The organism is Streptomyces inhibens, from assembly GCF_003389455.1.
GTDB lineage: Bacteria > Actinomycetota > Actinomycetes > Streptomycetales > Streptomycetaceae > Streptomyces > Streptomyces inhibens.
This window is the reverse complement of record NZ_QUAC01000486.1, coordinates 67,878-90,685: the sequence shown is the minus strand read 5'-3', so window position 1 is coordinate 90,685 and position 22,808 is coordinate 67,878. Positions and strand designations below refer to the sequence as shown.

Here is a 22,808-nt window from a genome sequence, read left to right as displayed (position 1 = left end):
GACCCGCCTGCCCAAAGAGGGCGGGCGGGTCGGCGGCTCGTCACACGCCCCCGTAGGGAGCGCGCCTCACGTGACGCGGCGGCTCTTCGATGCCACAGCGACACACATGGCGCCCAGCAGGAACGTCAGGGCACCGATGACGACGTTGTTCCAGATGACGCCGGCGTCCGGGCTGCTGCCGACGATCCAGGGCGAGATGATCATCCACACGCCGATCGCGCACATCGCGCCGCTCAGGCCGTACATCCGCTCAGGCGCCACGGTGAATCCGATCGCCAGCAGAGCGATCGCGGCACCGAGAATGAAGTTGTGCACCACGAGCGCGGGCTGCGAGGCCGCGAAGTGGACGATCCACGGGGAAGCGGCGCAGTACAGGCCGACCAGGAACACTGGCCCGTCGACGAGTACGACGTCACGCCCGCCGAGCACCCGCTCGTATCGGGCTTGCATCTCAGTGGCGTCGGGGTGACCTGCGAGATCTCCCCTGTGGTGTGAGACGTCGGCCATGCGACTCGCCTCCTTCGTCCGCAAGCCTGGCCGTTTCGCGTGGCATCGGGCCGCGCATCTTTATTCTGCGCTTATGTCGCCTTTATGTGTAGATGACGGAGCTGGTGAATTGTGACGTTTTTCCGCCGCCGCCCCGCCCTCAGCCGTGACCCAGCGCCCGCCCCAGCCCCAGATTCCAGCGCCCGCCCCGGCCGCTCAGCTCGGTCACGGTCAGCGGCGGCACATCCAGCCGCCAGAACGCGTCCGCGGGGACCCTGAGCGCACACACCGCCGCGGCCCGTACGACGTCCGGTTCGACGACGGCCACCACCCGGCCCGCGTCCAGGGACATCCGGGTCAGCCAGTCCGCGATCCGGTCGCAGAGCTGCCGCAGCGACTCCCCGCCGTGCGCGGCGAAGTCCGGGTCCGAGAGCCAGGCGGACACCCCTAGCGGCTCGGTGTCGGCGACCTCGGCCAGTGTCCGGCCGCGCCAGGCGCCCATCGCACAACCCGCCAGCTCCGGCGCGGACCGGGCCGACAGCCCCAGTTCCTCGGCGGTGCGCCGGCACCGGAGGGAGGGCGAGGTGAAGACCCGGTCGGCGGTGGGCAGCGCCCCGGCCGCCGCGCGGGCGCGCCGCACCCCGGCCTCGTTCAGCGGGCCGTCGTCGTCGAAGCGCACCTCACGCTGTGCGTCGCCGGCGGCCGGTGAGACCAACATCACCCGGGTTGTCATGCCCTCTTCTCTCGTTCGTCACCAACGCCGACAACAGGCCACCCGTACAAGCAAGTTGTCCGGCCGGTGCGCCCTGTCCTGCGCCTCTCCGCCCCCCGTAAGACCTTGGCCCGGTGGCCGGATCGCGGTACCTTCCCGATGATATTGACGATGACATGACGGAAGCCGGTGGGATCCCGGCGCGGTCGCGCCACTGTATGTCCGGTTTTTACCAGCCCAGCAGGGCCGGAACCGGGCGAGCCAGACCCGGCATGTCACAACGCACTCCATCAACTAGGGACGCGAGTTCCCCTAACAGGAGGTTCTGCCATGGCACAGACCATCGCACCGCCGGCCGCCGGCGCCGTCGCTCCGGCCCCGCTCCCCCTCAAGGCGATTGCCCCGTGGGCGCTGTTCGTCGGCGTCCTGATGCTGGTTCTGCTCTACTTCGTCGGCGCCGAGCAGGGCGCCACCTCGCTGCTCTCCGGTACCGACGTGCACGAGTGGGTCCACGACGGGCGCCACCTCCTCGGCTTCCCCTGCCACTGATCGGAAGCCGCATCCATGAACTCCGTCACCGTCAGAACCCTTCTGGTGCGCGGGATGCTCGCAGGCCTGACCGCCGGTGTCCTCGCCCTCTTCATCGCCTATCTGCTGGGCGAACCGAGGGTGGACGCCGCCATCGCGTTCGAGGAAGCACACAGCCACGAACACGGACATGAGATGGAGGTGGTCAGCCGGGGCGTGCAGTCCACGGCCGGGCTGGCCACCGGCGTACTGGTCTACGGCGTGGCGCTGGGCGGTATCGCCGCTCTCGTCTTCTGCTTCGCACTGGGGCGGATCGGCCGGTTCGGTGCCCGCACCACGGCCGCGCTGCTCTCCGGCGCGGCGCTGGTGGTCGTCTACCTCGTACCGTTCCTGAAGTACCCCGCCAACCCGCCCGCGGTCGGTGACCCCGACACGATCGGCAAACGCACCGCCCTGTTCTTCCTGATGATGCTGCTCGGCATCCTGCTGGCCGTCGCCGCCACGATCCTCGGCCGGCGGCTGGCTCCGAAGCTGGGCAACTGGAACGCGACGGTGGCGGCCGGCGCCGCCTTCGTGGTCGCCATCGGCATCGCCTACGCGTTCCTGCCGGGCTTCGACAACGTGCCGGCAGGCTTCTCCGGCACGCTGTTGTGGCAGTTCCGGCTGTCGACGATCGCCATCCAACTGGTGCTGTGGACCACCTTCGGGCTGGTCTTCGGCCATCTCGCGGAGCGCGTCGTCCCGGCGCGGCAGGCCACCGCGGCAACGGCGGCACCCGTCACCTCCTGATCCGGCGCCCGTTGCCGGAAGGGAAGCCAAGGGAAGCACCGAGAAGGGCCCGCGACCAGGAGTCGCGGGCCCTCTCTCGTGGCTTTCATGGCGTGCCGCCGCTGGGGTCAGGACGGGTCAGGACAGACCGGGGATGCCGTCCAGATGGGGCAGATCGTGGTCCAGGCGCTCCCGTTTGGCGCGCAGATAGCGGATGTTCTCCACCCCGGGCGGCATCAGCAGCGGGACCTGTTCGGCGACGGCGACGCCGTGCCGCAGCAGCGCCTCGCGCTTACGCGGATTGTTCGACAGCAGCCGCACGGAACGGACGCCGAGATCCTGCAGAATCTCCGCCGCTTCGCCGTATTCACGGGCATCGACGGGCAGCCCCAACGCGATGTTCGCCTCGACCGTGTCCAGCCCGCCCTCCTGCAACTTCATCGCCCGGAGCTTGGCCAACAGCCCTATGCCCCGGCCCTCGTGGCCCTGAAGATAGACAAGAATGCCGCGCCCGGCCGCCACGATCGCGCGCAGCGCCGCGGACAATTGGTCACCGCATTCGCAGTGCGTGGACGCAAAGGCATCACCGGTCAGGCATTCCGAATGCACCCGGGTCAGCACCGACTCGTCCACGACATCGCCATGGACCAGTGCCACGTGCTCGATCCCGCTCCGCCGGTCGAGATAGCCGACGGCAAGGAATTCACCATGGACGGTGGGCAGCCGGGTCTCCACCATGCGTGCCACCAAAGGTTTTTCACGAATGGCAGCGTCGAATGCGACATCGGGGCCGGGGCCGGCATCATCGTCGGGGTCCGTCATGGCGCGATGGTACCCGTGTGGGGAAACCAGCGGCAGCGCTCGCTCAGAAGACAACAAGTATGCTGCGACGAACAGGGCTCGGCGAGTTGGCGACGAAAGGCCGCGGCACACCATGACCGCTTCGGGACAACCGGCTTCGGCCCCCGGCCTGTTGCCGGCGGACACCACCGAGGACATACGGGCACGCCGGCCGGCGATGGCCCTGCTGCCCATCGGCAGCTTCGAACAGCACGGCCCCTTCCTGCCGTTGACCACCGACACGGTCATCGCCTGCACCCTCGCAAAGGAGCTGGCCGCCGTCCATCCCGTGGTGCTGCTACCGCCGCTGACGGTGTCCTGTTCACAGGAGCACGCGGCCTGGCCGGGGACCGTGAGCATTTCGGCGCGGACCCTGCATGCGGTGGTCACGGACATCGCCGATTCGCTCCGCCGGTCCGGCATCGACACCCTGATTCTGGTCAACGGGCACGGCGGAAATTACGTACTGCGCAATGTGGTTCAGGAATCCGCAGGGAGCGGCGTGCGGATGGCACTGTTCCCCGGATCGGCCGACTGGGACGCGGCCCGCACCCGGGCCGGGGTGCGCACGCCCGGACATCGCGATATGCATGCGGGAGAGGTCGAGACGTCCATTCTGCTCCACGCCCATCCCGAATTGGTCAAGGACGGCTATGAATCGGCGGATTGCGTCGCCGATGACCGGAAGCATCTGCTGACGCTCGGAATGTCGGCCTATACCGAATCCGGGGTCATCGGGTGCCCGTCGCTCGCATCCGCCCGGAAGGGCCGGGAATTGCTGGCCGGACTGGTCGAGGCGTTCGGCGAATACGCCGCGCTGTTCGGCGCGCGGGCGGCAGCCGATGGCTGAGGCGCTGGACGCGGCGGCGGCCTGGGAGCGGCTGCGGCGGATCCGTACGACGGACCAGGCACTAGCCGCCGGACTGGTGGCGGACGGGGACGGCGGGCTGCGGTGGGCAGGGCCCGCCTCGCCCGAGGCCGGATGGCTCGCGGAGCGCTATCTGCCGCTGTGCCTGGCCGGTCCGCGGATCGCGTTCGGGCAGCTCGGGCAGAGCCTGGACGGCTTCATCGCGACCCGCACCGGCGACGCCGACTATGTCACCGGTGCGGCCGACCGCTGCCATCTGCACCGGCTGCGCGCGCTGGCCGACGCGGTGGTCGTCGGGGCGGGCACGGCCGTGGCGGACGATCCGCGGCTGACCGTACGCGCCTGTGCCGGGGACAACCCGGTGCGGGTGGTGCTCGATCCGCGGGGCCGGGTGCCGCGGCACAGCGGGGTGTTCACCGATGGCGCCGCGCCGACGCTGTGGGTGGTGGGGCCGGATGCCGGCGCAGTGCGGGACGTTGCGGGCGCCGGGGTCGACATCCTCGCGCTGCCGGATGCGGCCGCGTTCGCGCCGGGGCGTCTGCTGGCGGCGCTGGCGCGGCGCGGCCTTCGCCGGGTGCTGATCGAGGGGGGTGGGGTCACCGTGTCGCGCTTCTTGCAGGAGCGGGCGCTGCACCGGCTGTATCTCACCGTCGCACCGGTCCTGCTCGGCGACGGCGTCCCCGGCCTGCGGTTTCCCGGTACGCCGGTGATGCGTGAGGCGCTACGTCCGCCGCTGCGGCGCGCCCTGCTCGGCGAGGACACGCTCTTCGAGCTCGAACTGCGGTCGCTCGGTACGCAGTCCGGGGACCCAGCGGGCGAGCAGCACCGCGGCGCCGGGGAGGCTTGCGGCGAAGGCGAGCACGCCGTAGATCACGGCGGTGGTGAGGCCCTGCGCCGCTCCTAGGCCGGCGGCGCCGAAGGCCCAGGCGGCGACGCCTTCCCGTGGGCCCCAGCCGCCGACGTTCAGCGGCAGCGCCATCGCGAGCAGCGCCAGGACGACCAGCGGCACCAGCTCGGCCGTCGGTGCGGTGACGCCCGCGACACGGGCGGCCAGCACGAACATCGCGAGGTAGCCCGCAAGGACCGCCACCGACGAGAGCGCGACACCGGGCCAGACGCCGCGGGCGAGCAGGCCCTGGCGGGCTTCGGAGAGTACGGTGCGCAGGGCGCGTTCGCCCCGCGAGGCGCCCCGGCGGCGGCGCAGCCGGCAGGCGGTCGCGATCACCAGCACGCCCACCACGGCGGCGGGCAGTGCGACGCCGGGCGAGGTGAGGAAGCGGGTGACCGGCGCCAGCACCGGGGACGGGCGGGCGAGCAGCACCGCCGCCCCGACGACGAACAGGGCGAGCTGGCCGGCGGTGCGTTCCAGGACCACCGCGCGCACCCCGCGGCCCAGGTCGCCGGCGCTGCGGCCGTGCCCTATGGCGCGGTGGACATCTCCCCATACCCCGCCGGGCAGCGCGGCGTTCAGGAACAGGGCCCGGTAGTAGTCCGCGACGGCCCGGCGCAGCGACAGCCGCAGGCCCAGGCCGCGGGCCACCAGGCACCAGCGCCAGGCGCTGCACACCGTGGTCAGCAGGCCGATACCGAGGGCGGCGAGCAGCGTGGCGGCGTCGATCCGGCGCAGGCCGTTGAGGAAGGCGTCGGATCCCAGATGCCACACCAGCACCACAAGGATCCCCAGCCCCGTGAGCATTTTGAGCCAGGCCGCCCAGCCGGACCGGTTCATCACTTACTCCCGGACGGCGGCCGGGGCAGCGCCAGCAGATCGGTGTGGTGCACCGCGACGCCCAGCTCCCCCGCCGCGCACTCCTCCAGCCGCCGGCGCAGATACGCGACGGCCTCGGGCGCCAGCTCCGGGCGTTGGGCGTGCGCGGCACCGACCCAGCCGCGCAGCCATTCGTCGATCAGCGCGGACTCGGCGCAGCCGAGCCGCCATGGGCTGGACTGCACCAGGACCGTCCAACCGCGCCGCTCGAACGCGGCGACGGCCGCCCCGACCGCGTCCGGGCCGAGCAGGCTGCGGCCCCGGTCCGTGCGGCGCTGATGGTCGTTGAAGGCGGCGGCGAACTCGGCGTCGAGCGGCTCGGCCGGGGTCAACTCGACGCGCCCGGCCACGGAGAGGGCCAGCAGCGCCGGGCACCCCGCGCCCGTACAGGCCTCGGCGAGCGCCTCCACCTCGTCGAGGGTGAGCAGATCGAGCAGCGCGGACGCGGTGACCAACGACGTGCCGGCGAGGTCCGCGGCGGTGAGGGCGGCCAGGTCGCCACGTTCGGTCAGGGCGGTAACGGGCGTGCCGTCGGCGGCCGTTACGGGCATCCGCTCGCCGGCATGGGCGAGCAGCTCAGGGTCGTGGTCATGGAGGATCCAGTGCTGCGGGCCGGGCAGCCGGACGGCCAGCCAGCGCCCCATCGAGCCGATGCCACAGCCCAGATCGCGGATCACCAGGCCGCCCGGGGAGCCCGCCCGGTGGGACAGCCAGGTACGCAGCGGACGCAGCAGCTCCGGTGCGCGGGCCGCGGCATCGGCGCGCTCGCGCAACTCCAGCCAGCGCGGGGCGAATCGGGGTCCGGCGGGCGCGGTCATCGCGCGCTCCCGGGCTCGTGCCGAAGCCGTTCCAGCGCTCCGGCCAGACTGTGCGACGTCATCTCCCACCCCTCCAGCATGGCACGCCGCCCGCGCGCCGCATTCTTCAACCGGTCGCGCAGCTGCGGATCCGCGAGCCAGCCACGCAGGGCGTCGGCGAGCGCCGCCGGAGGCCCGGACGGTACGAGGAGGCCGGGCAGGCTGCCGTCGGGGGCCCGCCCGACGGCTTCCGGTACCCCGTCCACCGCCGTCGCCAGCACCGGAATCCCGCGCGCCAGCGCCTCGGTGACGACCATGCCGTACGTCTCGGCGTACGAGGTGAGCGCCAACAGGTCGGCGGCGGCATAGTGTGCGTCGAGCTCCGCGCCCGCTTGTGGCCCGGCGAAGCCGATCCGGTCGCCGAGGCCGGACTGCGCGATGCGGCGCTTCAGTTGGGCGGCGTAGCCGGGGTCGCGGCCGGGCCCGCCGACGAAGGTGCAGTTCCAGGGCAGATCGGTGACGGTCGCCAGGGCATCGATCAGACGGTGCTGTCCCTTGCGCGGGGTGAGGGCGGCGACGCACAGCAGCGCGGTGGCGCCGTCGGTACCTGGCGCGAGCGGAGCGGGGTCGGCGCCCGGCCTGGCGACATGGACGCGCGCGGGCGCCAGATCGTGGTGCGTGACGAGCCGTCGGGCAGCCCACTCGCTGGTGGCCACCACGGCCCGTACGGCGTGCAGTGTGCGGCGTTCACGGGCGTCCAGCTCCGCCGCCGGGCCGGGGTCCAGCCCGGTCTCGTCGGCCAGCGGAAGGTGCACCAGCACGGCGAGCCGCAGCCGTTCCGCCTCGGGGGCCAGGACCTCGGGGACGCCGCAGGCGACCAGGCCGTCCAGGAGGACGACGGCGCCGTCCGGCAGTTCCGCCAGACGCCGCGCCAGCCGGGTGCGGGCGGCGGGGTCCGGCCGGGGCCAGCTCCCGGGCACCGCGTACGGGTGCACCCGCCACCCCGCCGCCGGCAGATCGCGGCACACCCGCCGGTCGTAGGTGTTGCCGCCGCTGGGCGCCGTCGGATCGTCGACGTCACCGGGCAGCACGAAGTGCACCACGCGCTCCGCCGCCGCGGTGGCGCCGGCCGGGGTCACAGAGCGCGCTCGTACGTCGCCCAGGCGATATGCGATTCATGGAGGGTGACCGATATCCCGGTCAGTTCGCGGGCGCCCTCCCCCAGGTTGCCGGCGTGGATGCGGTCGGCGAGGCGGTCGGCAATGACCTTGGCCAGGGCCTCCGTCGAGGTGTTGATGCCGGCGAAGGCGGGCTCGTCGTCGAGGTTGCGGTAGTTCAGTTCGCCGACCACACCGCCGAGTTCCTGTGTGGCCAGACCGATGTCGACGACGATGTTGTCGGCGTCGAGCTCGGCGCGGCGGAAGGTGGCGTCCACGATGAAGGTGGCGCCGTGCAGCCGCTGCGCGGGTCCGAAAACGGCGCCGCGGAAGCTGTGCGCCACCATGAGGTGATCGCGGACGGTGATGCTGAACACGGGCGTTCCTCCGGTGTGATGTCGGTCTCAGTGGTGGTGTCGTGGGAGGGGCGGGATCGGGGCCCGCCCGGGGGAACCGCTACCGGCCCACGGGTGCGTACCGGATGCGGTGGCACAGTGCCGGGAGGTCGCCGGAGGCGAGCCGGGGCAGTACCTGCGGCAGGTCCTCGAAGGCTGATTCGCCGGTGATCAGCGCGTCGAAGGCGGGGTCGGCGAGCAGTTCGAGGGCGAGCGCGAGCCGGTCGGCGTAGGTACGGCGGGCCCGCCGGGCCGGGGAGACGGCGCCCACCTGGCTGCTGCGGACGACCAGCCGGCGGGAGTGGAAGGCCTCCCCCAGCGGCAGGCTGACCCGTCGGTCGCCGTACCAGCTCAGCTCGATGACGGTGCCTTCCGGGGCGAGCAGTTCGAGCGAGCGCGCCAGTCCGTCCTCGGTGGCGCTGGCGTGCACCACGAGGTCGCAGTCGCCCAGCGCGTTCTCCGGCAGCGCGAAGTCGACGCCGAGCGCCCGGGCGGTCCCGGCGCGCGCGGGGTCGGCGTCGACCAGCTGCACCCGGACGGCCGGGTAGCGGGCGAGGATCGCGGCGACGCTGCAGCCGACCATGCCCGCGCCGACCACCGCGATCCGGTCGCCGACCAGCGGCGCGGCGTCCCACAGGGCGTTCACCGCGGTCTCCACCGTGCCCGCCAGCACGGCACGGGCGGCGGGCACGGAGTCCGGTACCGGGGTGACGGCGCCGGCCGGAACGACGTAGTGCGTCTGGTGCGGATAGAGGCAGAAGACCGTACGGCCGCGCAGTGCGGGCGGCCCCTCCTCGACGACGCCGACATTGAGGTAGCCGTACTTGACCGGCGCGGGGAAGTCGCCTTCCTGGAACGGCGCCCGCATCGCGGTGTGCTGGCTCTCGGGCACCCCGCCGCGGAAGACCAGGGTCTCGGTTCCGCGGCTCACCGCGGAGCAGACCGTGCGCACCAGGACCTCGTCGGCGCCGGGGCTCGCCAACGGCTCCGCCCGGATCTCGCCCTGACCTGGAGCGCTTAGCCAAAAGGCACAAGCGACGCGCGGCATCGGGATCCTCCTGGACGCTACGGCGAGGGTTCGTTGATGCTGGGGATCATGAGGACGCCGTCACCATACGCGGCGCCCATCGACTCCGCCACAAGTCCGGGAGGTCCGGTGGCTGTACAAGAGCGCTATGACATAAGACCGTTCGCGCCGGACACCACGGCGGGCATGGGCGTACAACTGCTGGTGCTCGAAGTGCTGTGCCGGGTGGTCGGTCTGGGAACCGCGGGCTGGCTCACGGGTTCCGCGTTCGCCGTGGTCACCTGGGCCGTGCTCACCTTCGCGCTGCGCCGGTCGTGGAGCGGTTCGTTCGGGCCGGCCAACCGCGTCACACTGGCCCGGGCGACGCTCGTCGGCGGGGTGACGGCGCTGGTCGCGGACTCCTTCGACCGGCAGGCGCCGGTCGCGGCGCTGATCGCGCTGGCCACCGTGGCGCTGATCCTGGACGCCGTCGACGGGCAGGTGGCCCGGCGCACCGGAACGGCGACGCCCCTGGGGGCGCGCTTCGACATGGAGGTGGACGCCTTTCTCATCCTGGTGCTCTGTGTGTATGTCGCGATGCCGCTGGGCGCCTGGGTGCTGAGCATCGGTCTGATGCGGTACGCGTTCGTCGCGGCGTCCTGGGCACTGCCGTGGCTGCGCGGTGCCCTGCCGCACAGCATGGCCCGCAAGACGGTGGCGGCGCTGCAGGGGATCGTGCTGGTCGTGGCCGGTGCCGGGATCGTGCCGCGGGCGTCGGCGGCCGCCCTGGTAGCGGTGGCGCTGGCGTTGCTGGTGTGGTCGTTCGGGCGGGATATCGCATGGCTGTGGCGGGTCAGGGAGCGGGTGGCGACGGCATGAGACCGCCGCGTCGGCCCGTCGCGCTCCCCCGTCGGCTCCGTCATGTCCCCGCGTGCCGGCCCAGGTAGATGACCAGCGCCAGGAAGACCAGCAGCAGGTTCGTGACGACGATGTGGAGGAACACCCGCCGCCACGGGCTGGGCCGGGGAGCCCGGTGGGTGAGCAGCACCGTGCCGGACAGCCTTGCCAGTTGCGTCCCTGGACGGACCGCGGTCGTACGGGCCCGTCGGACGCCGCAGCGTGGTGAGGTGCGGTGGCGGGCGGCGAGCTCCGGACAGGTACGGCCGTGCCCACGGGCCGTACGGATCGGTCCTCGCCCCTGGGGGCGCCCCCGGCAGGGCCATGCGGTGCCCGGTCCGGAGGGCTTGGGTATGCAGGTGCGTGAGCGAACCGCGCGCCATGGCGGCGGCCCCTTACGCCTCGATGCGCCGGCCATCAGCGATCACCCGGTCCCGGTGGTCAACGGCACGCCACCGCCGGCCGGCACCGCGCCGGCCTCGGCCTGCCGCAGCTCGGTGAGGAGCGCATGCTGCCCGGTGAGCACATCGGTGAGGACCCGTCGGGCGGCGCGCAGCAGCTCGGCGACATCGCCGCCGGCCAGCGCATAGACGACGGTGGAGCCACTGCGGGTGGCCGTCACGATGCCCGAGCGGCGGAGCACCGCCAGCTGCTGGGAGAGCGCGGACGGCTCCACCTCCAGGGCGGAGAGCAGACCGTGTACCGGCATCGGCCCGTCCTGGAGAAGCTCCAGCACCCGGATACGGACCGGATGGCCCAGCATCCGGAAGAAATCGGCCTTGGCCTGATACAGCGGAACCCAGGCGCCGTTCACGTCCGCGCCCCGCTCTCGGGCCCGTCCGCGGCCCGTGCCGCGCGCACCCGTTCCCGTACCGATTCGGCGAAACCGCCCACGCATGTCCTCCGCGTTCAGGCCGAACGGCCGTCGCGTCATCTGTTGAATTGCGGAATTCTGCAACTGTAGACGACGGGGGCGGGCGACTTGAATGGGCGTGGCGGACAAACCGGCCCCGCCCCGGCCACGGCGTCCTGAGGCCGGGCCCGGCGAGACGGCGCACCGCGGCGGGCACCCGAACGCAGCGCCTTCGCACCGCCGTTGCGGCAGCCCGCTTCGCCCCGTCGGCGACCGGACAACCTGGTGGGCAACCCGGTGGACAGCCCCACCCGCCCCCCTCATAGTGGCGCGCATGACTTCACTCGTACGTCATGTGACGATCGACTGCGCCGACGCCTTTCGCCTGGCCGGCTGGTGGGCGCAGGTACTGGACGGATCACTGGCCGACGACGACCTGCCGGGCGATCCGGAGGCCACGGTCACGGCCGCCGGCGGCGCGCTGCTGTTCATCGCGGTGCCCGACGCCAAGACCGTGAAGAACCGGGTGCATCTGGATCTGCAGCCGCAGGACCGCAGCCGGGACGAGGAGGTGGCGCGGCTGCTGGCGCTCGGTGCGACCTTGGTGGCCGACCATCGGCGGCCCGACGGGACGGGGTGGGCGACGCTGGCCGATATCGAGGGCAACGAGTTCTGTGTGGAGCGCAGCGCGGCGGAGCGGGCCGGCTGAACCCGGCGGCCTCAGCCCTGCGGGGACCGGGCGGCCTCGATGCGCTCCTGTGCCTCGGCGAGGTCCTCCTCGGTCGGGGCGTCGTCCTGGGTGAGCGTGCGCCGCCAGTATCCGCTGAAGTCGATCTGCCGCTTGTCGAAACCGCGCTCCTGGACCAGATGACGCCGTAGCGCACGCACCGCGCCCGCCTCGCCGGCCAGCCAGGCGAAGCCCGAACCGGGCGGGAAGGTCAGTGCGCGTACGGCCGCCGGCAGGGCGTCGCCGTGCCCGGCCCGGGGGCCGTCCCGGTGCACCCACCGCACGGTGAGGTCCGCCGGGCTCACGAGCTGCTGCTCCTCGGCCGCGTCGGCCACCTCGATGCAGGCCAGGGCGCGGGCACCGGGCGGCAGCGCTTCGACGAGGGTGCCGATGGCCGGCAGTGCCGTCTCGTCGCCGGCCAGCAGCAGCCAGTCGGCGGAGTCGAGCGGCAGCGGCCGGGCGTACATCGCCGCCGGGCCGTACCGGGCGAGGGTGTCTCCCACGGCGGCGGAGGCCGCCCATCGGGTCGCCGGGCCGGCCGTCGCCGCGGTCGTGCCGTGCAGCACGAAGTCGATGCTGATCCGGTGCCCGACGGGGTCGTAGGAACGCACCGTATAGCTGCGCATCCAGGGCCGTTCGTCCTCGGGGATGGCGAGGAACGCCTGGTACCAGCGCATCACATCGCCGTCCGCGCCCTGGCCGGGCAGCCGGGGCGCGGTCTGGCCCGGTCGGGGGAAGCACAGTTTGAGCTGCTGGTCGGGCCAGGTGGGGAAGTCGTCGAGACCGTCCCCGGCGAAGGTGATACGGACCATGTGCGGGGTCAGCCGCCGGACGTCGGTGACCTGGATGAGCGCGACGGGCACGTCCGTCATCGGATCCTCCTTGAAGGGAAGTAGCGGGAAGCAGGGGTGGGGTGGGGCTTACGCGGTGCGCATCCCGAGGTAGGTCCGCAGATGGCGGGCCGTCAGCGAGTCGCCGGTGGCGACGAGATCGGCGGGGGTGCCGGTGAACACCACCCGGCCGCCGTCCTGGCCGGCGCCGGGACCGAGGTCGACGATCCAGTCGGCGTGGGCCATCACGGCCTGGTGGTGTTCGATGACGATGACGGTGTTGCCGTCGTCGACCAGGCCGTCCAGCAGGCCCAGGAGCTGGTCGACATCGGCGAGATGCAGTCCGGTGGTCGGCTCGTCGAGGACGTGGACGGCGCCCCGCTCCGCCATGTGGATGGCGAGTTTGAGCCGCTGTCGTTCGCCGCCGGAGAGGGTGGTGAGCGGCTGCCCCAGGCCGAGGTAGCCCAGGCCCACCTCGGCGAGGCGGTCGAGGAGGGCGCGGGCCTGCCCGGTGGGGAAGAACTCCCGGGCCTCGGCCACCGACATGGCGAGCACCTCGCTGATGTTCTTGCCGCGCAGCGTGTACGTGAGCACCTTGGGCGTGTACCGCTTGCCCTCGCACTCCTCACAGACCGAGGCCACGCCCGCCATCATCGCGAGGTCGGTGTAGACCAGGCCGATGCCCTTGCAGGTGGGGCAGGCGCCTTCGGAGTTGGCGCTGAAGAGGGCGGCCTTGACGCCGTTGGCCTTGGCGAAGGCGGTACGGATCGGGCCGAGCAGCCCGGTGTAGGTGGCCGGGTTGGAGCGCCGGGAGCCGCGGATCGGGGACTGGTCGGCGACGATCACGCCGTCCCGCCGCGGCAGGAAACCATGGATCAGGGAGCTTTTGCCCGACCCGGCGACGCCGGTGACGACGGTGAGCACACCGAGTGGGAGGTCGACGCTGACGTCCTTGAGGTTGTGCAGGTCCGCGCCCCGTATCGGGAGCTGTCCACGGGCCCGCCGGACGGTCTCGCGCAGCCGGGCGCGGTGGTCGAGATGGCGCCCGGTCAGGGTGCCGGAGGCGCGGAGCCCGGCGACATCGCCGGTGAAGCAGAGCCGTCCGCCGGCCGATCCGGCTCCCGGGCCGAGGTCGACGACATGGTCGGCCATCGCGATGGTCTCGGGTTTGTGCTCGACGACCAGGACCGTGTTGCCCTTGTCGCGCAGCCGCCGCAGCAGGTCGTTCATCCGCTGGATGTCGTGCGGGTGCAGTCCGACGGTCGGCTCGTCGAAGACGTAGGTGACATCGCTCAGGCTGGAGCCGAGGTGGCGGACCATCTTCACCCGCTGGGCCTCGCCGCCGGACAGCGTGGCGGATTCCCGGTCCAGGCTCAGATAGCCCAGGCCGATCTCGACGAGCGAGTCGAGGGTGTGGCGGAGGGTGCCGGTCAGCGGGGCCACCGACGGGTCGTCGATGGCCCGGATAAAGCGGACGAGATCGGTGATCTGCATCGCCGAGCATTCGGCGATATTGCGGCCGGCGATACGGGAGCCGAGCGCGGCGGGGTTGAGGCGGGCGCCGCCGCAGGCACCGCAGTCGGTGAAGGTCACCGCCCGGTCGACAAAGGCGCGGATATGCGGCTGCATGGAGGCGCGGTCCTTGGCGAGATGGATCCGCTGCACCTTCACCAGCAGGCCCTCGTAGGTGATACGGGAGGTGCCCACCGTGATTTTGGTGGCGGGTTTGTGCAGGAAATCGTCCCACTGGGCAGGGGTGTAGTCCTTCAGCTTCACCTCGGGGTCGAAGAGTCCGGAGAGGGCGAGGGTCTGCCAGTACCACGAGCCGACCGTGAAGCCGGGCACGGTGATCGCGCCCTCGTTGAGCGAGAGTTCGGTGTCCACCAGCGCGCCGGTATCGATCGTGGAGACCCGGCCGAGCCCCTCGCATGTCTGGCACATGCCCTCGGCGCTGTTGAAGCTGAAGGCCGTGGAGGTGCCGGCGTGCGGGGTGCCGAGGCGGCTGAAGATGATCCGCAGCATGGTGTGGGCGTCGGTCGCGGTGCCGACCGTGGAGCGGGAGTTGGCGCCCATTCTCTCCTGGTCGACGACGATCGCGGCGCTCAGATTGCGCAGTGCGTCGACATCGGGGCGGCCGCGGCTCGGCATGAAGGACTGCACGAAGGCCGTATACGTCTCATTGATCAGTCGCTGTGATTCGGCCGCGATGGTGCCGAAGACCAGGGAGGACTTCCCCGAGCCGGAGACTCCGGTGAACACCGTGAGGCGGCGCTTGGGGATGTCGAGCGAGATATCGGCGAGGTTGTTCTCCCTGGCGCCGCGGACCTCGATCATGTCGTGACTGTCCGCGGCGGATGTCTTCCCGTTGTCCGGCTGCTCGCCGGTTCGCTCGGCCCCCATGTCGGCTGCCACCCCTCCTGATATCTTTACGCCGTAAAGAGTTCAGCCGGTGACGTTACTTTATGCCGTAAGGAGTCGCAAGTGGTCGTATTCGCCGGGCAGGGCGACGCCCGCCGTTCGATGTCGCTGTTGTGGCGCGCCGAGGGCCCCACCGGGACACGTACGAGACGGTGGCCGGGGCCCAAACCGGCGCTGAGCGCCGAGGCGATCATCGAAGCCGGGATCGCGGTCGCCGACGCCGACGGCATGGCTGCGCTGTCCATGCGCGCGGTCGGCGAGCGCCTGGGGCGTACCGCGATGGCGCTCTACACCTACGTCCCCGGCAAGAGCGAGCTGGTGGATCTGATGTACGACCAGGTGCTGGCCGAGCTGCCCACCGACTACGACCTGACACCGGGCTGGCGAACCGCGCTGACGTCCTGGGCCGAGGACACCTGGGAGTTCTACCTGCGCCATCCCTGGGTGCTCCAGGTCTCCCAGGCCCGGCCGGTGCTCGGCCCCCACGAATACCGCGGCCTGGAGACACTGCTGCGTCTGCTGTACGCCACGGAGCTGAGCTCCGCGGTGCTGCGGCGGGTCGTCGGGGTACTGGTCCACTTCGTCCGCGGGTCCGCGCAGACCGTCGCCGAAGCGCGGCAGGCCGCGGCCTCGACGGGGGTGTCCGACGAGGAGTGGTGGCAGGCCCGTTCCGCCATGCTGGACGAGGTGGTCCCCGACTTCGCGGAGCGCTTCCCGCTGCTGGTCCGGCTGGAGACCGAGGGCGCCGCACCGGAGACGGACGAGTCCGCGCCGGAGACGGACGCGTCGGTGCCGTATCTGGAACGCGAGGCGCGAAAGACCTTCGAGGTCGGGCTCGGCGTCATCCTGGACGGGATCGAGGCGGCGATCCACAAGGCGGACTGACCGGCAGCTGCCGCGCCCCCCGCGGCCGTTGGGGTGATGAAGTGGGCGCGTCGGCCCTGGACGGGTGTCGTCGGCCGGGTCCGGCGCGTTGGGCATCCGTGACCGTTTTCCGCTTCCGACCGTGGTTCCTGCCGACCAGCCTCGCGGCTTTCCTGACCGAGGTGTGGCCGGACGGGTCGGCTGACGCCCCGTCGGACAACCGATCCGATGCCCGGTCCGACACCCCGTCCGATACCCGGTCAGGTGATTCCGGCCCGGCCGATTGTCCGCCGTGCGCCGGCGGTGCCGGCGACGTCGACGAGCGCCCGGAGACGCCCGCTGACCGGCCCTGATGGATGGCCCGCTGGATGGCCGGGCAGGGGAACTGACGGCGTGTCGAAAGCTGGCCGCTGCACCCACCGTCGTCATCGGGTCACCACGTGTGGCGAGCGGTGGTGATCGCCCATAGCTTCGCCTCATGGCGCTACGACAGATGAAATACATGGGCTGCGTGGTAGCGGCGATGGTCAGCGGGCTGGGCGCGACCATGCCGTGCGACGCCTCGGGACGGCACGTCGTCCACCCCGGAGAATCGATCCAGCACGCGGTGGACCGGGCACGGCCGGGCGACACCGTCGTCATCCGCCCCGGCATCTACCGGGAGAGCGTACTGATCCACAAGTCGCGGCTGCGGCTCGTCGGGTCCGGCAAGAAGACAGTGATCCGACCGCCCGGTAAGCGGGCCGAGAACGCGTGCGGGCAGGGCGGCAACGGCATCTGTGTCATCGGCACGGCCGGCCACCCGCTCCGCGACGTCCACATCCGCTCGCTGACCGTCGCGGGCTTCAAGAAGAGCGGCATCTGGGCCTCCGGCACCGACCGGCTGTCCGTGCACGGCGTGACCGTGCGCAAGAACGGTGTGTGGGGCATCGCGCAGGAGAAGTCCACCCGCGCAGTGATCCGCGACAACTTCGCCGTCGACAACGGCGACGCCGGCATCTTCCTCGCGAACACCGTCAAGGAGGAGGGCGGGGCGATCGACAGCCGCGGCGCTTCGATCAGCGAGAACTACCTGGCGCGGAACCGGCTCGGCATCACGGTCCGACGGGCCAGGAACCTGACGGTCGCCTACAACACCATCACCCGGAACTGCGGCGGAGTGTTCGTCGTCGGCGACGAATCACGCCCCCGGGCAGGCGAACTGACGGTGCGGAACAACCGCATCACCAAGAACAACAAGCACTGTCCCGGCAACAGCCGCCTGCCCTTCATCCAGGGCTCCGGCATCGTCCTCACCGGCGCCGAGAAGGCGCAGGTGCGGCACAACCTCGTCCTGGACAACCACGGCAAGTCCCCCCTCTCGGGCGGCATCGTCCTCTTCCACAGCTTTGTGAACGCGCTCAACGAGCGCAATGTCATCAGCCACAACATCGTGCTGCACAACAAGCCGGCGGACCTGATCAACGGGGACCCCAAGGGCAAGCGAAACCGATTCATCCGCAATGAGTGCCGGACCTCAAGGCCGGCCGGTCTGTGCTGACGGTCGCACCGGGTGCACCACGTGCACCCGGTGCGCTCACCTCAACGGGAGAATAGAGGCGGAATGACCACCGTAAGTCCCACCCCCCAGCCGGCCATGCGGCTGCGGGAGCTTGTCTTCGGCGCCGCATGCGCGGCGGCCGTACGGGCCGCGGCACGGCTCGGCGTCGCCGATGCGCTCGACGACCGGCCCGCCACCGCAAAGGAGCTGGCCGCCGCGGTGAAGACCGAGCCGCGGCCGCTCGAACGGCTGCTGCGCGCCCTGTCCTGCTACGGGATCTTCGCGGAGACCGACGACGGGAAGTACGTCCACACCGACATGTCCCGGCTGCTGCGGGAGGACACCCCCAACAGCCTGCGCTATATCTCCCTGTGGTGCACGGAGCCGTGGACCTGGGAGGCCTGGCCGCGGCTCGATGACGCGGTGCGCTCCGGCCGCAGCGTCTTCGACGATCTGTACGGCAAGGGCTTCTTCGACTATCTGCACGAGGACGCACGGGATTCCGCCCAGGTCTTCGACCGGGCGATGACCACGTCCAGCAAGCAGTCGGCGCAGGACATCGCCGAGCTTCTCGATCTGACCGGGGCGTCGTCGGTGGCGGACATCGGTGGCGGCCAGGGGCACGTCCTGGCGAGCCTGCTGGAGAAGCACCCCGCGCTCACGGGCACGCTGCTCGATCTGCCCACGGTCGTGGCGAACCCGGACCCCCGGCTGCGGAAGGGCGGCCCGCTCGCCTCCCGGGTGCGCATCGTGCCCGGCGACTGCCGCGACGACATCCCGGTCCAGGCCGATGTCTACATCATCAAGAACATTCTGGAGTGGGACGACGAGAGCACCCGCAGGACGCTGCGCAATGTCGTGGCGGCCGCCCGTCCCGGCGCCCGCGTCGTGATCATCGAGAATCTCATCGACGACAGCCCCTCGATGAAGTTCACCACCGCCATGGATCTGCTGCTGCTCCTGAACGTCGGCGGCGCGAAGCACTCCAAGGCGAGCCTCGTCAGCCGCATGGCGGATGCCGGGCTGGAGGTCCGCGACATCCTGGTCGTCAACCCGTATCTGCACGCCTTCGAGTGCAGCATCCCGGCATGAGCTCGTGCGTGAACAGCAGGTCGCCCGGTGAGGAGGAGCCTCCTCGCCGGGCGACCTTGCCCGTTCACGGATGGACGCGGGAGCCGGGGGGTCGCCTCGGCTCCGCGTGCACGTCAGCCGCTGCCGTCGCGCTCCCAGGTGTAGAACTGCTGGGCCATCGCGTCCTTGGGGCTTCGCCAGGTCTGCGGGTCGTACGCGCTGACGAAGGCGGACAGTTTGTCGCTGATGGCGCGGAACTCGGGGTGTTCCGTGACCTTGGCGATCTCCGGGCCGGGCGGCCGGTCGGATTCGATGAGGTGCAGATACACCTCACCGAACTGGAAGAGGGTCCGCCGCGAGACGCCGACCAGGTGGGGCAGTTCCGTACGGTCGGAGGCCTTGAAGACCTCGGCGATGTCCGGAGCCGAACCGGGTGCCATACGAGCGACGATCAGAGCGTGGTGCATCAGGGAGGTCCCTTCGTTGCCGCCGGGTGGCGGTCCGGACACGGCCTGGCGGGCCGTCAGCTGACGGTGGCGGACCGGAGTTCGCGGTCCCGCTGTTCGATCTTGTCCCGGATGAGCTCCATCTGGATCCGGGAGTTGCGGTTGATGAGCTCGGTCATGCCCTTGTCGTCGACCGGGGCCTGGGGCTTCATCGCGAAGTCCTGGGTCCAGTGCATCGAGGTGCCACCGGGGATCTCGGCGTACTTCCAGTGGATGTCCATGTGCTCGAAGGGACCGGTCTCGACGCGGCGGGCGCGGACGGTGCGGCCCTGGCGGTCGATGACCCGCTCGGAGACCCAGCTCCAGACGGTGCCGTTGTCGTCCGGGTGCATCGTCAGCCGGAAGGTGGTCTTGTCGCCCTCCCGGGAGATCACCTCGACCGAGGCGTACTCGCTGAACAGCTGGGGCCACTTCTCAATGTCGTTGGTGATGTCCCAGACGAGGTCGAGGGGCGCCGCGATGGTGATGTCGTTCTCGGTGTGGCCGGGCATGTCAGGCTCCTGTCGTAGGCACGGTGTCGGTGTGCTTCTGGCTGGTGTTGACGAGGTCGAGGAAGTCGCGCGGCGTCTTGCAGCGCTCCGCGTCGGTCGGCATCGGCCGGCCGTGCCGGTTCTCCAGCTCGCCCACGATGCCGAGCAGGCCGAGCGAGTCGAGGCCGAACTCGGCGAAGGTCGATTCGGACCGGTTCGCCAGTTCCTTGGGGTCGACGGTGAGGCCGGCGGCCGACTTCATCAGCGCTGCCAGCTCGTCGAGAGTCAGTTGAGCAGTCATCTGGGTTTCTCCTTCTCACGAGGGGGACTTGGGACCCTTCCGCAGCACCATCGCCGCGTTCGAACCCATCAGTCCCCGGCTCAGCACCAACGCCGTCCGCAACTCGCCGGGGCGGGCCCGGCCCGTCACCACGTCAAGGTCGTGGCAGACGTCGACGACGTTGGGGGTGGGCGGCACGACGCCGTCCTCCATGGCGAGCACCGCGGCCGCGATGTCCAGAACGGGGGCACCGCAGTACGCCCGGCCGGTGCCGGTCTTGGGTGCGGTCACCGGGACCTGCGGGGCGTGCCGCCCCAGGGTGTCCGCGATGGCCAGGGCCTCGGCCCGGTCGGCCGCGGGGACACCGAGCGCATCGGCGAACACCACGTCGATCTCCTCCGGGGCGCACCGCGCGTCCTCCAGTGCACCGCGGATCGCGTGGGCGAGCCCGTCCCTGGACTCCTCCCACAGGGAGGCTCCGGTGAAGGTCGCGGCATGCCCGGACAACACGGCCCGGACGGTGGCGCCGCGGCTCCGGGCCGCCGCCTCCTCCTCGACCACCAGCATCGCTCCGCCCTCGGCGGGTACGAATCCACACGCACCGCTGGTGAACGGACGGTAGGCGCGGGCCGGGTCGTCGAGTGTGCTCAGATCGTCGTAGCCGAGCTGGCAGACGACCGAGTAGGGGGCAAGCGGCGCCTCGGCGGCGCCCACGACGACCGCGTCGGTGCCGCGCCGTATGGTGCGGCAGGCATGCGCCAGGGCATCCAGACCGCCCGCCTCGTCACTGGCCACCACTCCGCACGGCCCCTTGAACCCGCCGCGGATGGAGATCTGTCCGGTGCTCGCCGCGTAGAACCAGGCGATCGACTGGTACGGACCGACGTGGCGGGAGCCCTGGCCCCAGAGCCGTTGCAGCTCCCGCTGGCCGAACTCACCACCGCCCGATCCGGCGGCCGTGACCACTCCCACCGCGAACGGCGAGTCGTTGTAGTCGGCACGGCCGAGGCGGGCGTCGTCCAGCGCGAGGTTGGCCGCCGCCATGGCGAAGTGCGTGAACCGGTCGGTCTGGACGAGGTATCTCTCCTCGATCAGATCCGCCGGGTCGAATCCGCGGACCTCGCCGGCGACCTTGAGCGGCAGGTGCTCGCACCCTTCGCGGGTCACCACGTCGAGGACGCTGATGCCTTCCCTGGTCGCCTTCCAGAAGGCGTCGGTGCTCACCCCGTTGGGGGCGATGACGCCGATGCCCGTGACGACGGAACGACGTTCTTTCGGGGAGCTCATCGTGCCCTCCCACCCTGTCGGGTCAGTACCACCGCTGACTGGAATCCTCCGAAGCCGCTGCCGACCGAGAGCACCGAACGCAGCGGCAGCTCCCGTGCCGTCTTGGGCACATAGTCGAGGTCGCACTCCGGGTCCGGAGTCTCGTAGTTGGCCGTCGGCGGCACCACTTGATGGGTCAGTGCCAGCACGCAGGCGACGATCTCGATCGCGCCGATCGCACCGAGCGAATGGCCCACCATGGATTTGATGGAGCTCATCGGCACCTTGTGCGCATGCGCACCGAGGGACCGTTTGACCGCGGCCGTCTCGTGCCGGTCGTTCTGCTGGGTGCCCGAGCCGTGCGCGTTGACGTAGTCGACCTGGGTGGCGTCGAGCTTGGCGTGGCCGAGTGCGCGGTTGATCGCCTCGGCCATCTCCAGGCCCTCCTGGGTGAGACCGGTCATGTGGTACGCGTTGCCGAAGGTGGCGTAGCCGCGTATCTCGCAGTGGACGGTCGCACCGCGGGCGCGGGCGTGTTCCAGCTCCTCCAGGACGAGTACGGCGCCGCCCTCACCCATGACGAATCCGTCGCGGTGGGCGTCGAACGGCCGGGAGGCGTGGGCCGGGTCGTCGTTGTTCGCCGAGGTCGCCTTGATCGCGTCGAAGCAGGCCACGGTGATCGGGGAGATCGGGGAGTCCGACGCGCCGGCGATGCACACATCGACCCGGCCCTCCTCGATCGAGTGGAAGGCGTACCCGATGGCGTCGAGGCCGGAGGTGCAGCCCGTCGAGACGGTCTGCACCGGGCCGTGGGCGCCGATCTGCTCCGCCACGGCGGAGGCCAGCGAACTGGGCGAGAACGCCCGCTCCAGGTGGCGGCCGGCCGGCCGGTGGTCGACATCCCACCGCAGGCCGTGGTTGCTGACGGCGACATAGTCGTGCTCCAGGCGCGTGGTGCCGCCGACCGCGGTGCCCAGGGACACCCCGATGCGCCAGGGGTTCTCCTCCTCGGTGTCCAGGCCGGCGTCGCGCAGCGCCTCGTCCGCGGCGACCATCGCGAACTGGATGTACCGGTCCGAGCGGGCCACCTGCTCCTCGCTCAGGCCGTGGGCCGCGGGGTCGAAGTCGCACTCTGCGGCGATGCGTGAGCGGAAACCCTCCGGGTTGAAGAGGGTGATGCCACGGGTCGCCGTACGGCCGGCGGACAGCAGGTCCCAGAAGGCGGGCACACCCACGCCGCCCGGGGCGACGATGCCGACGCCGGTGACCGCCACGCGGCGGGTCATGACACCGGCTCCGTGCGTTCGGGTGGCCCGGCGTGAGTGCCCGCTTCCGCGCCCTCGGTATCGACATGCCCGAGCTCGGGGCGCGGGGCCAGCGGGCCGAGGTGGAAGACCATGCGGGCCTCGACGTCGCCGACATTGCGGAAGCGATGCCGCATATAGGGAGGGATCAGCAGCCCCTGATCCGGACGCAGCGGGTGCGGTTCCCCGTCGAGGTCCACTTCGAGCGCGCCTTGGACGACGTACACGAACTCCTCGGAGTACGGGTGGTAGTGCTCGCCGATGCGCTCGCCGGGCTGCACGAGTGCCATGCCCATGAAGCCACTCGTGGCGCCCACCGCACTGGGTGTCAGCATGGCGCGCAGATCACCTCCGCGCCGGCGGTTGGGCTGGGTCTCACTGAGGTCCACGATGCGTGGGCGGTGCGTGGTCATGGCTGATTCCTCCAGGGGCTGATGCCGGCGGTTGAGTGGGGGTG

General features: G+C 71.2%; 26 protein-coding genes and 1 pseudogene. 9 read left to right on the top strand and 18 right to left on the bottom strand.

Features of this window, described 5'->3' with window-relative positions:
- Positions 1 to 66: 66 nt before the first annotated feature.
- Both DY245_RS43975 and DY245_RS43970 read right to left on the bottom strand, forming a co-directional pair.
- Complete coding sequence (locus DY245_RS43975; RefSeq protein ID WP_128512719.1) at positions 67 to 507, bottom strand: SPW repeat protein; 441 nt, start codon at positions 505 to 507, stop codon at positions 67 to 69.
- Between the two features lie 139 nt (positions 508 to 646).
- Positions 647 to 1,219, bottom strand: coding sequence for a histidine phosphatase family protein (locus DY245_RS43970; protein WP_128512718.1), 573 nt, complete (start codon positions 1,217 to 1,219; stop codon positions 647 to 649).
- A 309-nt stretch (positions 1,220 to 1,528) separates the two neighbouring features.
- Between DY245_RS43970 and DY245_RS43965 the strand changes: the two genes are divergently transcribed.
- Complete coding sequence (locus tag DY245_RS43965; protein ID WP_128512717.1) at positions 1,529 to 1,747, top strand: CbtB domain-containing protein; 219 nt, start codon at positions 1,529 to 1,531, stop codon at positions 1,745 to 1,747.
- Positions 1,748 to 1,762: 15 nt separating this feature from the next.
- A complete protein-coding gene (locus DY245_RS43960) occupies positions 1,763 to 2,515 on the top strand; it encodes a CbtA family protein (protein ID WP_128512716.1) in 753 nt (250 codons plus the stop codon).
- A 117-nt stretch (positions 2,516 to 2,632) separates the two neighbouring features.
- Here DY245_RS43960 and ribA read toward each other — a convergent pair whose 3' ends face one another.
- Positions 2,633 to 3,232 carry a GTP cyclohydrolase II gene (gene ribA, locus DY245_RS43955; protein ID WP_128512730.1) on the bottom strand — a complete coding sequence of 200 codons (600 nt, stop codon included), beginning with the start codon at positions 3,230 to 3,232 and terminating at the stop codon, positions 2,633 to 2,635.
- 196 nt (positions 3,233 to 3,428) lie between these two features.
- Here ribA and DY245_RS43950 point away from each other — a divergent pair, with 196 nt between their 5' ends.
- Complete coding sequence (locus tag DY245_RS43950) at positions 3,429 to 4,184, top strand: creatininase family protein (RefSeq protein WP_128512715.1); 756 nt, start codon at positions 3,429 to 3,431, stop codon at positions 4,182 to 4,184.
- Positions 4,177 to 4,821: pseudogene (locus tag DY245_RS43945) on the top strand (RibD family protein); the annotation flags it as partial. The gene DY245_RS43950 and the pseudogene DY245_RS43945, both read left to right, overlap by 8 nt.
- A 102-nt stretch (positions 4,822 to 4,923) precedes the next feature.
- Here DY245_RS43945 and DY245_RS43940 read toward each other — a convergent pair.
- From DY245_RS43940 to DY245_RS43920, 5 genes are all read right to left on the bottom strand, one after another.
- Positions 4,924 to 5,931 carry a lysylphosphatidylglycerol synthase transmembrane domain-containing protein gene (locus DY245_RS43940; RefSeq protein WP_181924124.1) on the bottom strand — a complete coding sequence of 336 codons (1,008 nt, stop codon included), beginning with the start codon at positions 5,929 to 5,931 and terminating at the stop codon, positions 4,924 to 4,926.
- A complete protein-coding gene (locus DY245_RS43935) occupies positions 5,931 to 6,788 on the bottom strand; it encodes a class I SAM-dependent methyltransferase (RefSeq protein ID WP_128512713.1) in 858 nt (285 codons plus the stop codon). Before DY245_RS43935 ends, DY245_RS43940 begins: the two co-directional genes overlap by 1 nt.
- The gene (locus DY245_RS43930) at positions 6,785 to 7,906 is read right to left on the bottom strand and encodes a glycosyltransferase family 4 protein (protein WP_128512712.1); all 1,122 of its coding nucleotides are present in this window, start codon (positions 7,904 to 7,906) and stop codon (positions 6,785 to 6,787) included. The genes DY245_RS43935 and DY245_RS43930 overlap by 4 nt, the downstream gene beginning before the upstream one ends.
- Positions 7,903 to 8,301 carry a 6-pyruvoyl trahydropterin synthase family protein gene (locus tag DY245_RS43925; protein ID WP_128512711.1) on the bottom strand — a complete coding sequence of 133 codons (399 nt, stop codon included), beginning with the start codon at positions 8,299 to 8,301 and terminating at the stop codon, positions 7,903 to 7,905. Before DY245_RS43925 ends, DY245_RS43930 begins: the two co-directional genes overlap by 4 nt.
- Positions 8,302 to 8,380: 79 nt before the next feature.
- Complete coding sequence (locus tag DY245_RS43920; protein WP_128512710.1) at positions 8,381 to 9,367, bottom strand: zinc-dependent alcohol dehydrogenase; 987 nt, start codon at positions 9,365 to 9,367, stop codon at positions 8,381 to 8,383.
- A 108-nt stretch (positions 9,368 to 9,475) separates the two neighbouring features.
- On the opposite strand from DY245_RS43920, the gene DY245_RS43915 reads away from it, so the two are divergent.
- Complete coding sequence (locus DY245_RS43915) at positions 9,476 to 10,204, top strand: CDP-alcohol phosphatidyltransferase family protein (protein WP_425329533.1); 729 nt, start codon at positions 9,476 to 9,478, stop codon at positions 10,202 to 10,204.
- 40 nt (positions 10,205 to 10,244) lie between these two features.
- Here the strand turns inward: DY245_RS43915 and DY245_RS47760 are convergent, their stop codons facing one another.
- Both DY245_RS47760 and DY245_RS43905 read right to left on the bottom strand, forming a co-directional pair.
- Positions 10,245 to 10,373, bottom strand: a complete 129-nt coding sequence (locus DY245_RS47760; protein ID WP_280525066.1) for a hypothetical protein — start codon at positions 10,371 to 10,373, stop codon at positions 10,245 to 10,247.
- A gap of 273 nt (positions 10,374 to 10,646) precedes the next feature.
- Positions 10,647 to 11,036, bottom strand: a complete 390-nt coding sequence (locus DY245_RS43905) for an ArsR/SmtB family transcription factor (protein ID WP_280525065.1) — start codon at positions 11,034 to 11,036, stop codon at positions 10,647 to 10,649.
- A 373-nt stretch (positions 11,037 to 11,409) separates the two neighbouring features.
- Here DY245_RS43905 and DY245_RS43900 point away from each other — a divergent pair, with 373 nt between their 5' ends.
- Positions 11,410 to 11,784, top strand: coding sequence for a VOC family protein (locus tag DY245_RS43900; protein WP_128512708.1), 375 nt, complete (start codon positions 11,410 to 11,412; stop codon positions 11,782 to 11,784).
- Positions 11,785 to 11,795: 11 nt separating this feature from the next.
- Here the strand turns inward: DY245_RS43900 and DY245_RS43895 are convergent, their stop codons facing one another.
- Together DY245_RS43895 and DY245_RS43890 are read right to left on the bottom strand one after the other, a co-directional pair.
- Positions 11,796 to 12,674, bottom strand: a complete 879-nt coding sequence (locus DY245_RS43895) for a siderophore-interacting protein (RefSeq protein WP_128512707.1) — start codon at positions 12,672 to 12,674, stop codon at positions 11,796 to 11,798.
- A gap of 48 nt (positions 12,675 to 12,722) precedes the next feature.
- Entirely contained in the window at positions 12,723 to 15,032 is a 2,310-nt protein-coding gene (locus DY245_RS43890) for an ATP-binding cassette domain-containing protein (RefSeq protein ID WP_128512706.1), read from the bottom strand.
- Between the two features lie 81 nt (positions 15,033 to 15,113).
- Here DY245_RS43890 and DY245_RS43885 point away from each other — a divergent pair, with 81 nt between their 5' ends.
- The 3 genes from DY245_RS43885 to DY245_RS43875 all read left to right on the top strand — a co-directional run bounded on the left by DY245_RS43885 (position 15,114) and on the right by DY245_RS43875 (position 18,546).
- A complete protein-coding gene (locus DY245_RS43885) occupies positions 15,114 to 15,935 on the top strand; it encodes a TetR/AcrR family transcriptional regulator (protein ID WP_128512705.1) in 822 nt (273 codons plus the stop codon).
- 457 nt (positions 15,936 to 16,392) lie between these two features.
- Positions 16,393 to 17,454 (top strand): right-handed parallel beta-helix repeat-containing protein, encoded by a 1,062-nt coding sequence (locus DY245_RS43880; protein WP_244943652.1) that lies wholly within the window; start codon positions 16,393 to 16,395, stop codon positions 17,452 to 17,454.
- Positions 17,455 to 17,517: 63 nt separating this feature from the next.
- Complete coding sequence (locus tag DY245_RS43875; protein WP_128512704.1) at positions 17,518 to 18,546, top strand: methyltransferase; 1,029 nt, start codon at positions 17,518 to 17,520, stop codon at positions 18,544 to 18,546.
- Positions 18,547 to 18,659: 113 nt separating this feature from the next.
- Here DY245_RS43875 and DY245_RS43870 read toward each other — a convergent pair whose 3' ends face one another.
- The 6 genes from DY245_RS43870 to DY245_RS43845 are packed head-to-tail and all read right to left on the bottom strand — an operon-like array spanning position 18,660 to position 22,764.
- Positions 18,660 to 18,992 carry a TcmI family type II polyketide cyclase gene (locus DY245_RS43870; RefSeq protein ID WP_128512703.1) on the bottom strand — a complete coding sequence of 111 codons (333 nt, stop codon included), beginning with the start codon at positions 18,990 to 18,992 and terminating at the stop codon, positions 18,660 to 18,662.
- 56 nt (positions 18,993 to 19,048) lie between these two features.
- Positions 19,049 to 19,522, bottom strand: coding sequence for an SRPBCC family protein (locus tag DY245_RS43865; protein ID WP_128512702.1), 474 nt, complete (start codon positions 19,520 to 19,522; stop codon positions 19,049 to 19,051).
- 1 nt (position 19,523) lies between these two features.
- Complete coding sequence (locus DY245_RS43860; protein ID WP_128512701.1) at positions 19,524 to 19,802, bottom strand: acyl carrier protein; 279 nt, start codon at positions 19,800 to 19,802, stop codon at positions 19,524 to 19,526.
- A 15-nt stretch (positions 19,803 to 19,817) separates the two neighbouring features.
- Positions 19,818 to 21,068, bottom strand: coding sequence for a ketosynthase chain-length factor (locus DY245_RS43855; RefSeq protein WP_128512700.1), 1,251 nt, complete (start codon positions 21,066 to 21,068; stop codon positions 19,818 to 19,820).
- Positions 21,065 to 22,333, bottom strand: coding sequence for a beta-ketoacyl-[acyl-carrier-protein] synthase family protein (locus DY245_RS43850; protein WP_128512699.1), 1,269 nt, complete (start codon positions 22,331 to 22,333; stop codon positions 21,065 to 21,067). Before DY245_RS43850 ends, DY245_RS43855 begins: the two co-directional genes overlap by 4 nt.
- Positions 22,330 to 22,764, bottom strand: coding sequence for a cupin domain-containing protein (locus DY245_RS43845; RefSeq protein WP_128512698.1), 435 nt, complete (start codon positions 22,762 to 22,764; stop codon positions 22,330 to 22,332). Before DY245_RS43845 ends, DY245_RS43850 begins: the two co-directional genes overlap by 4 nt.
- Positions 22,765 to 22,808: the final 44 nt, after the last annotated feature.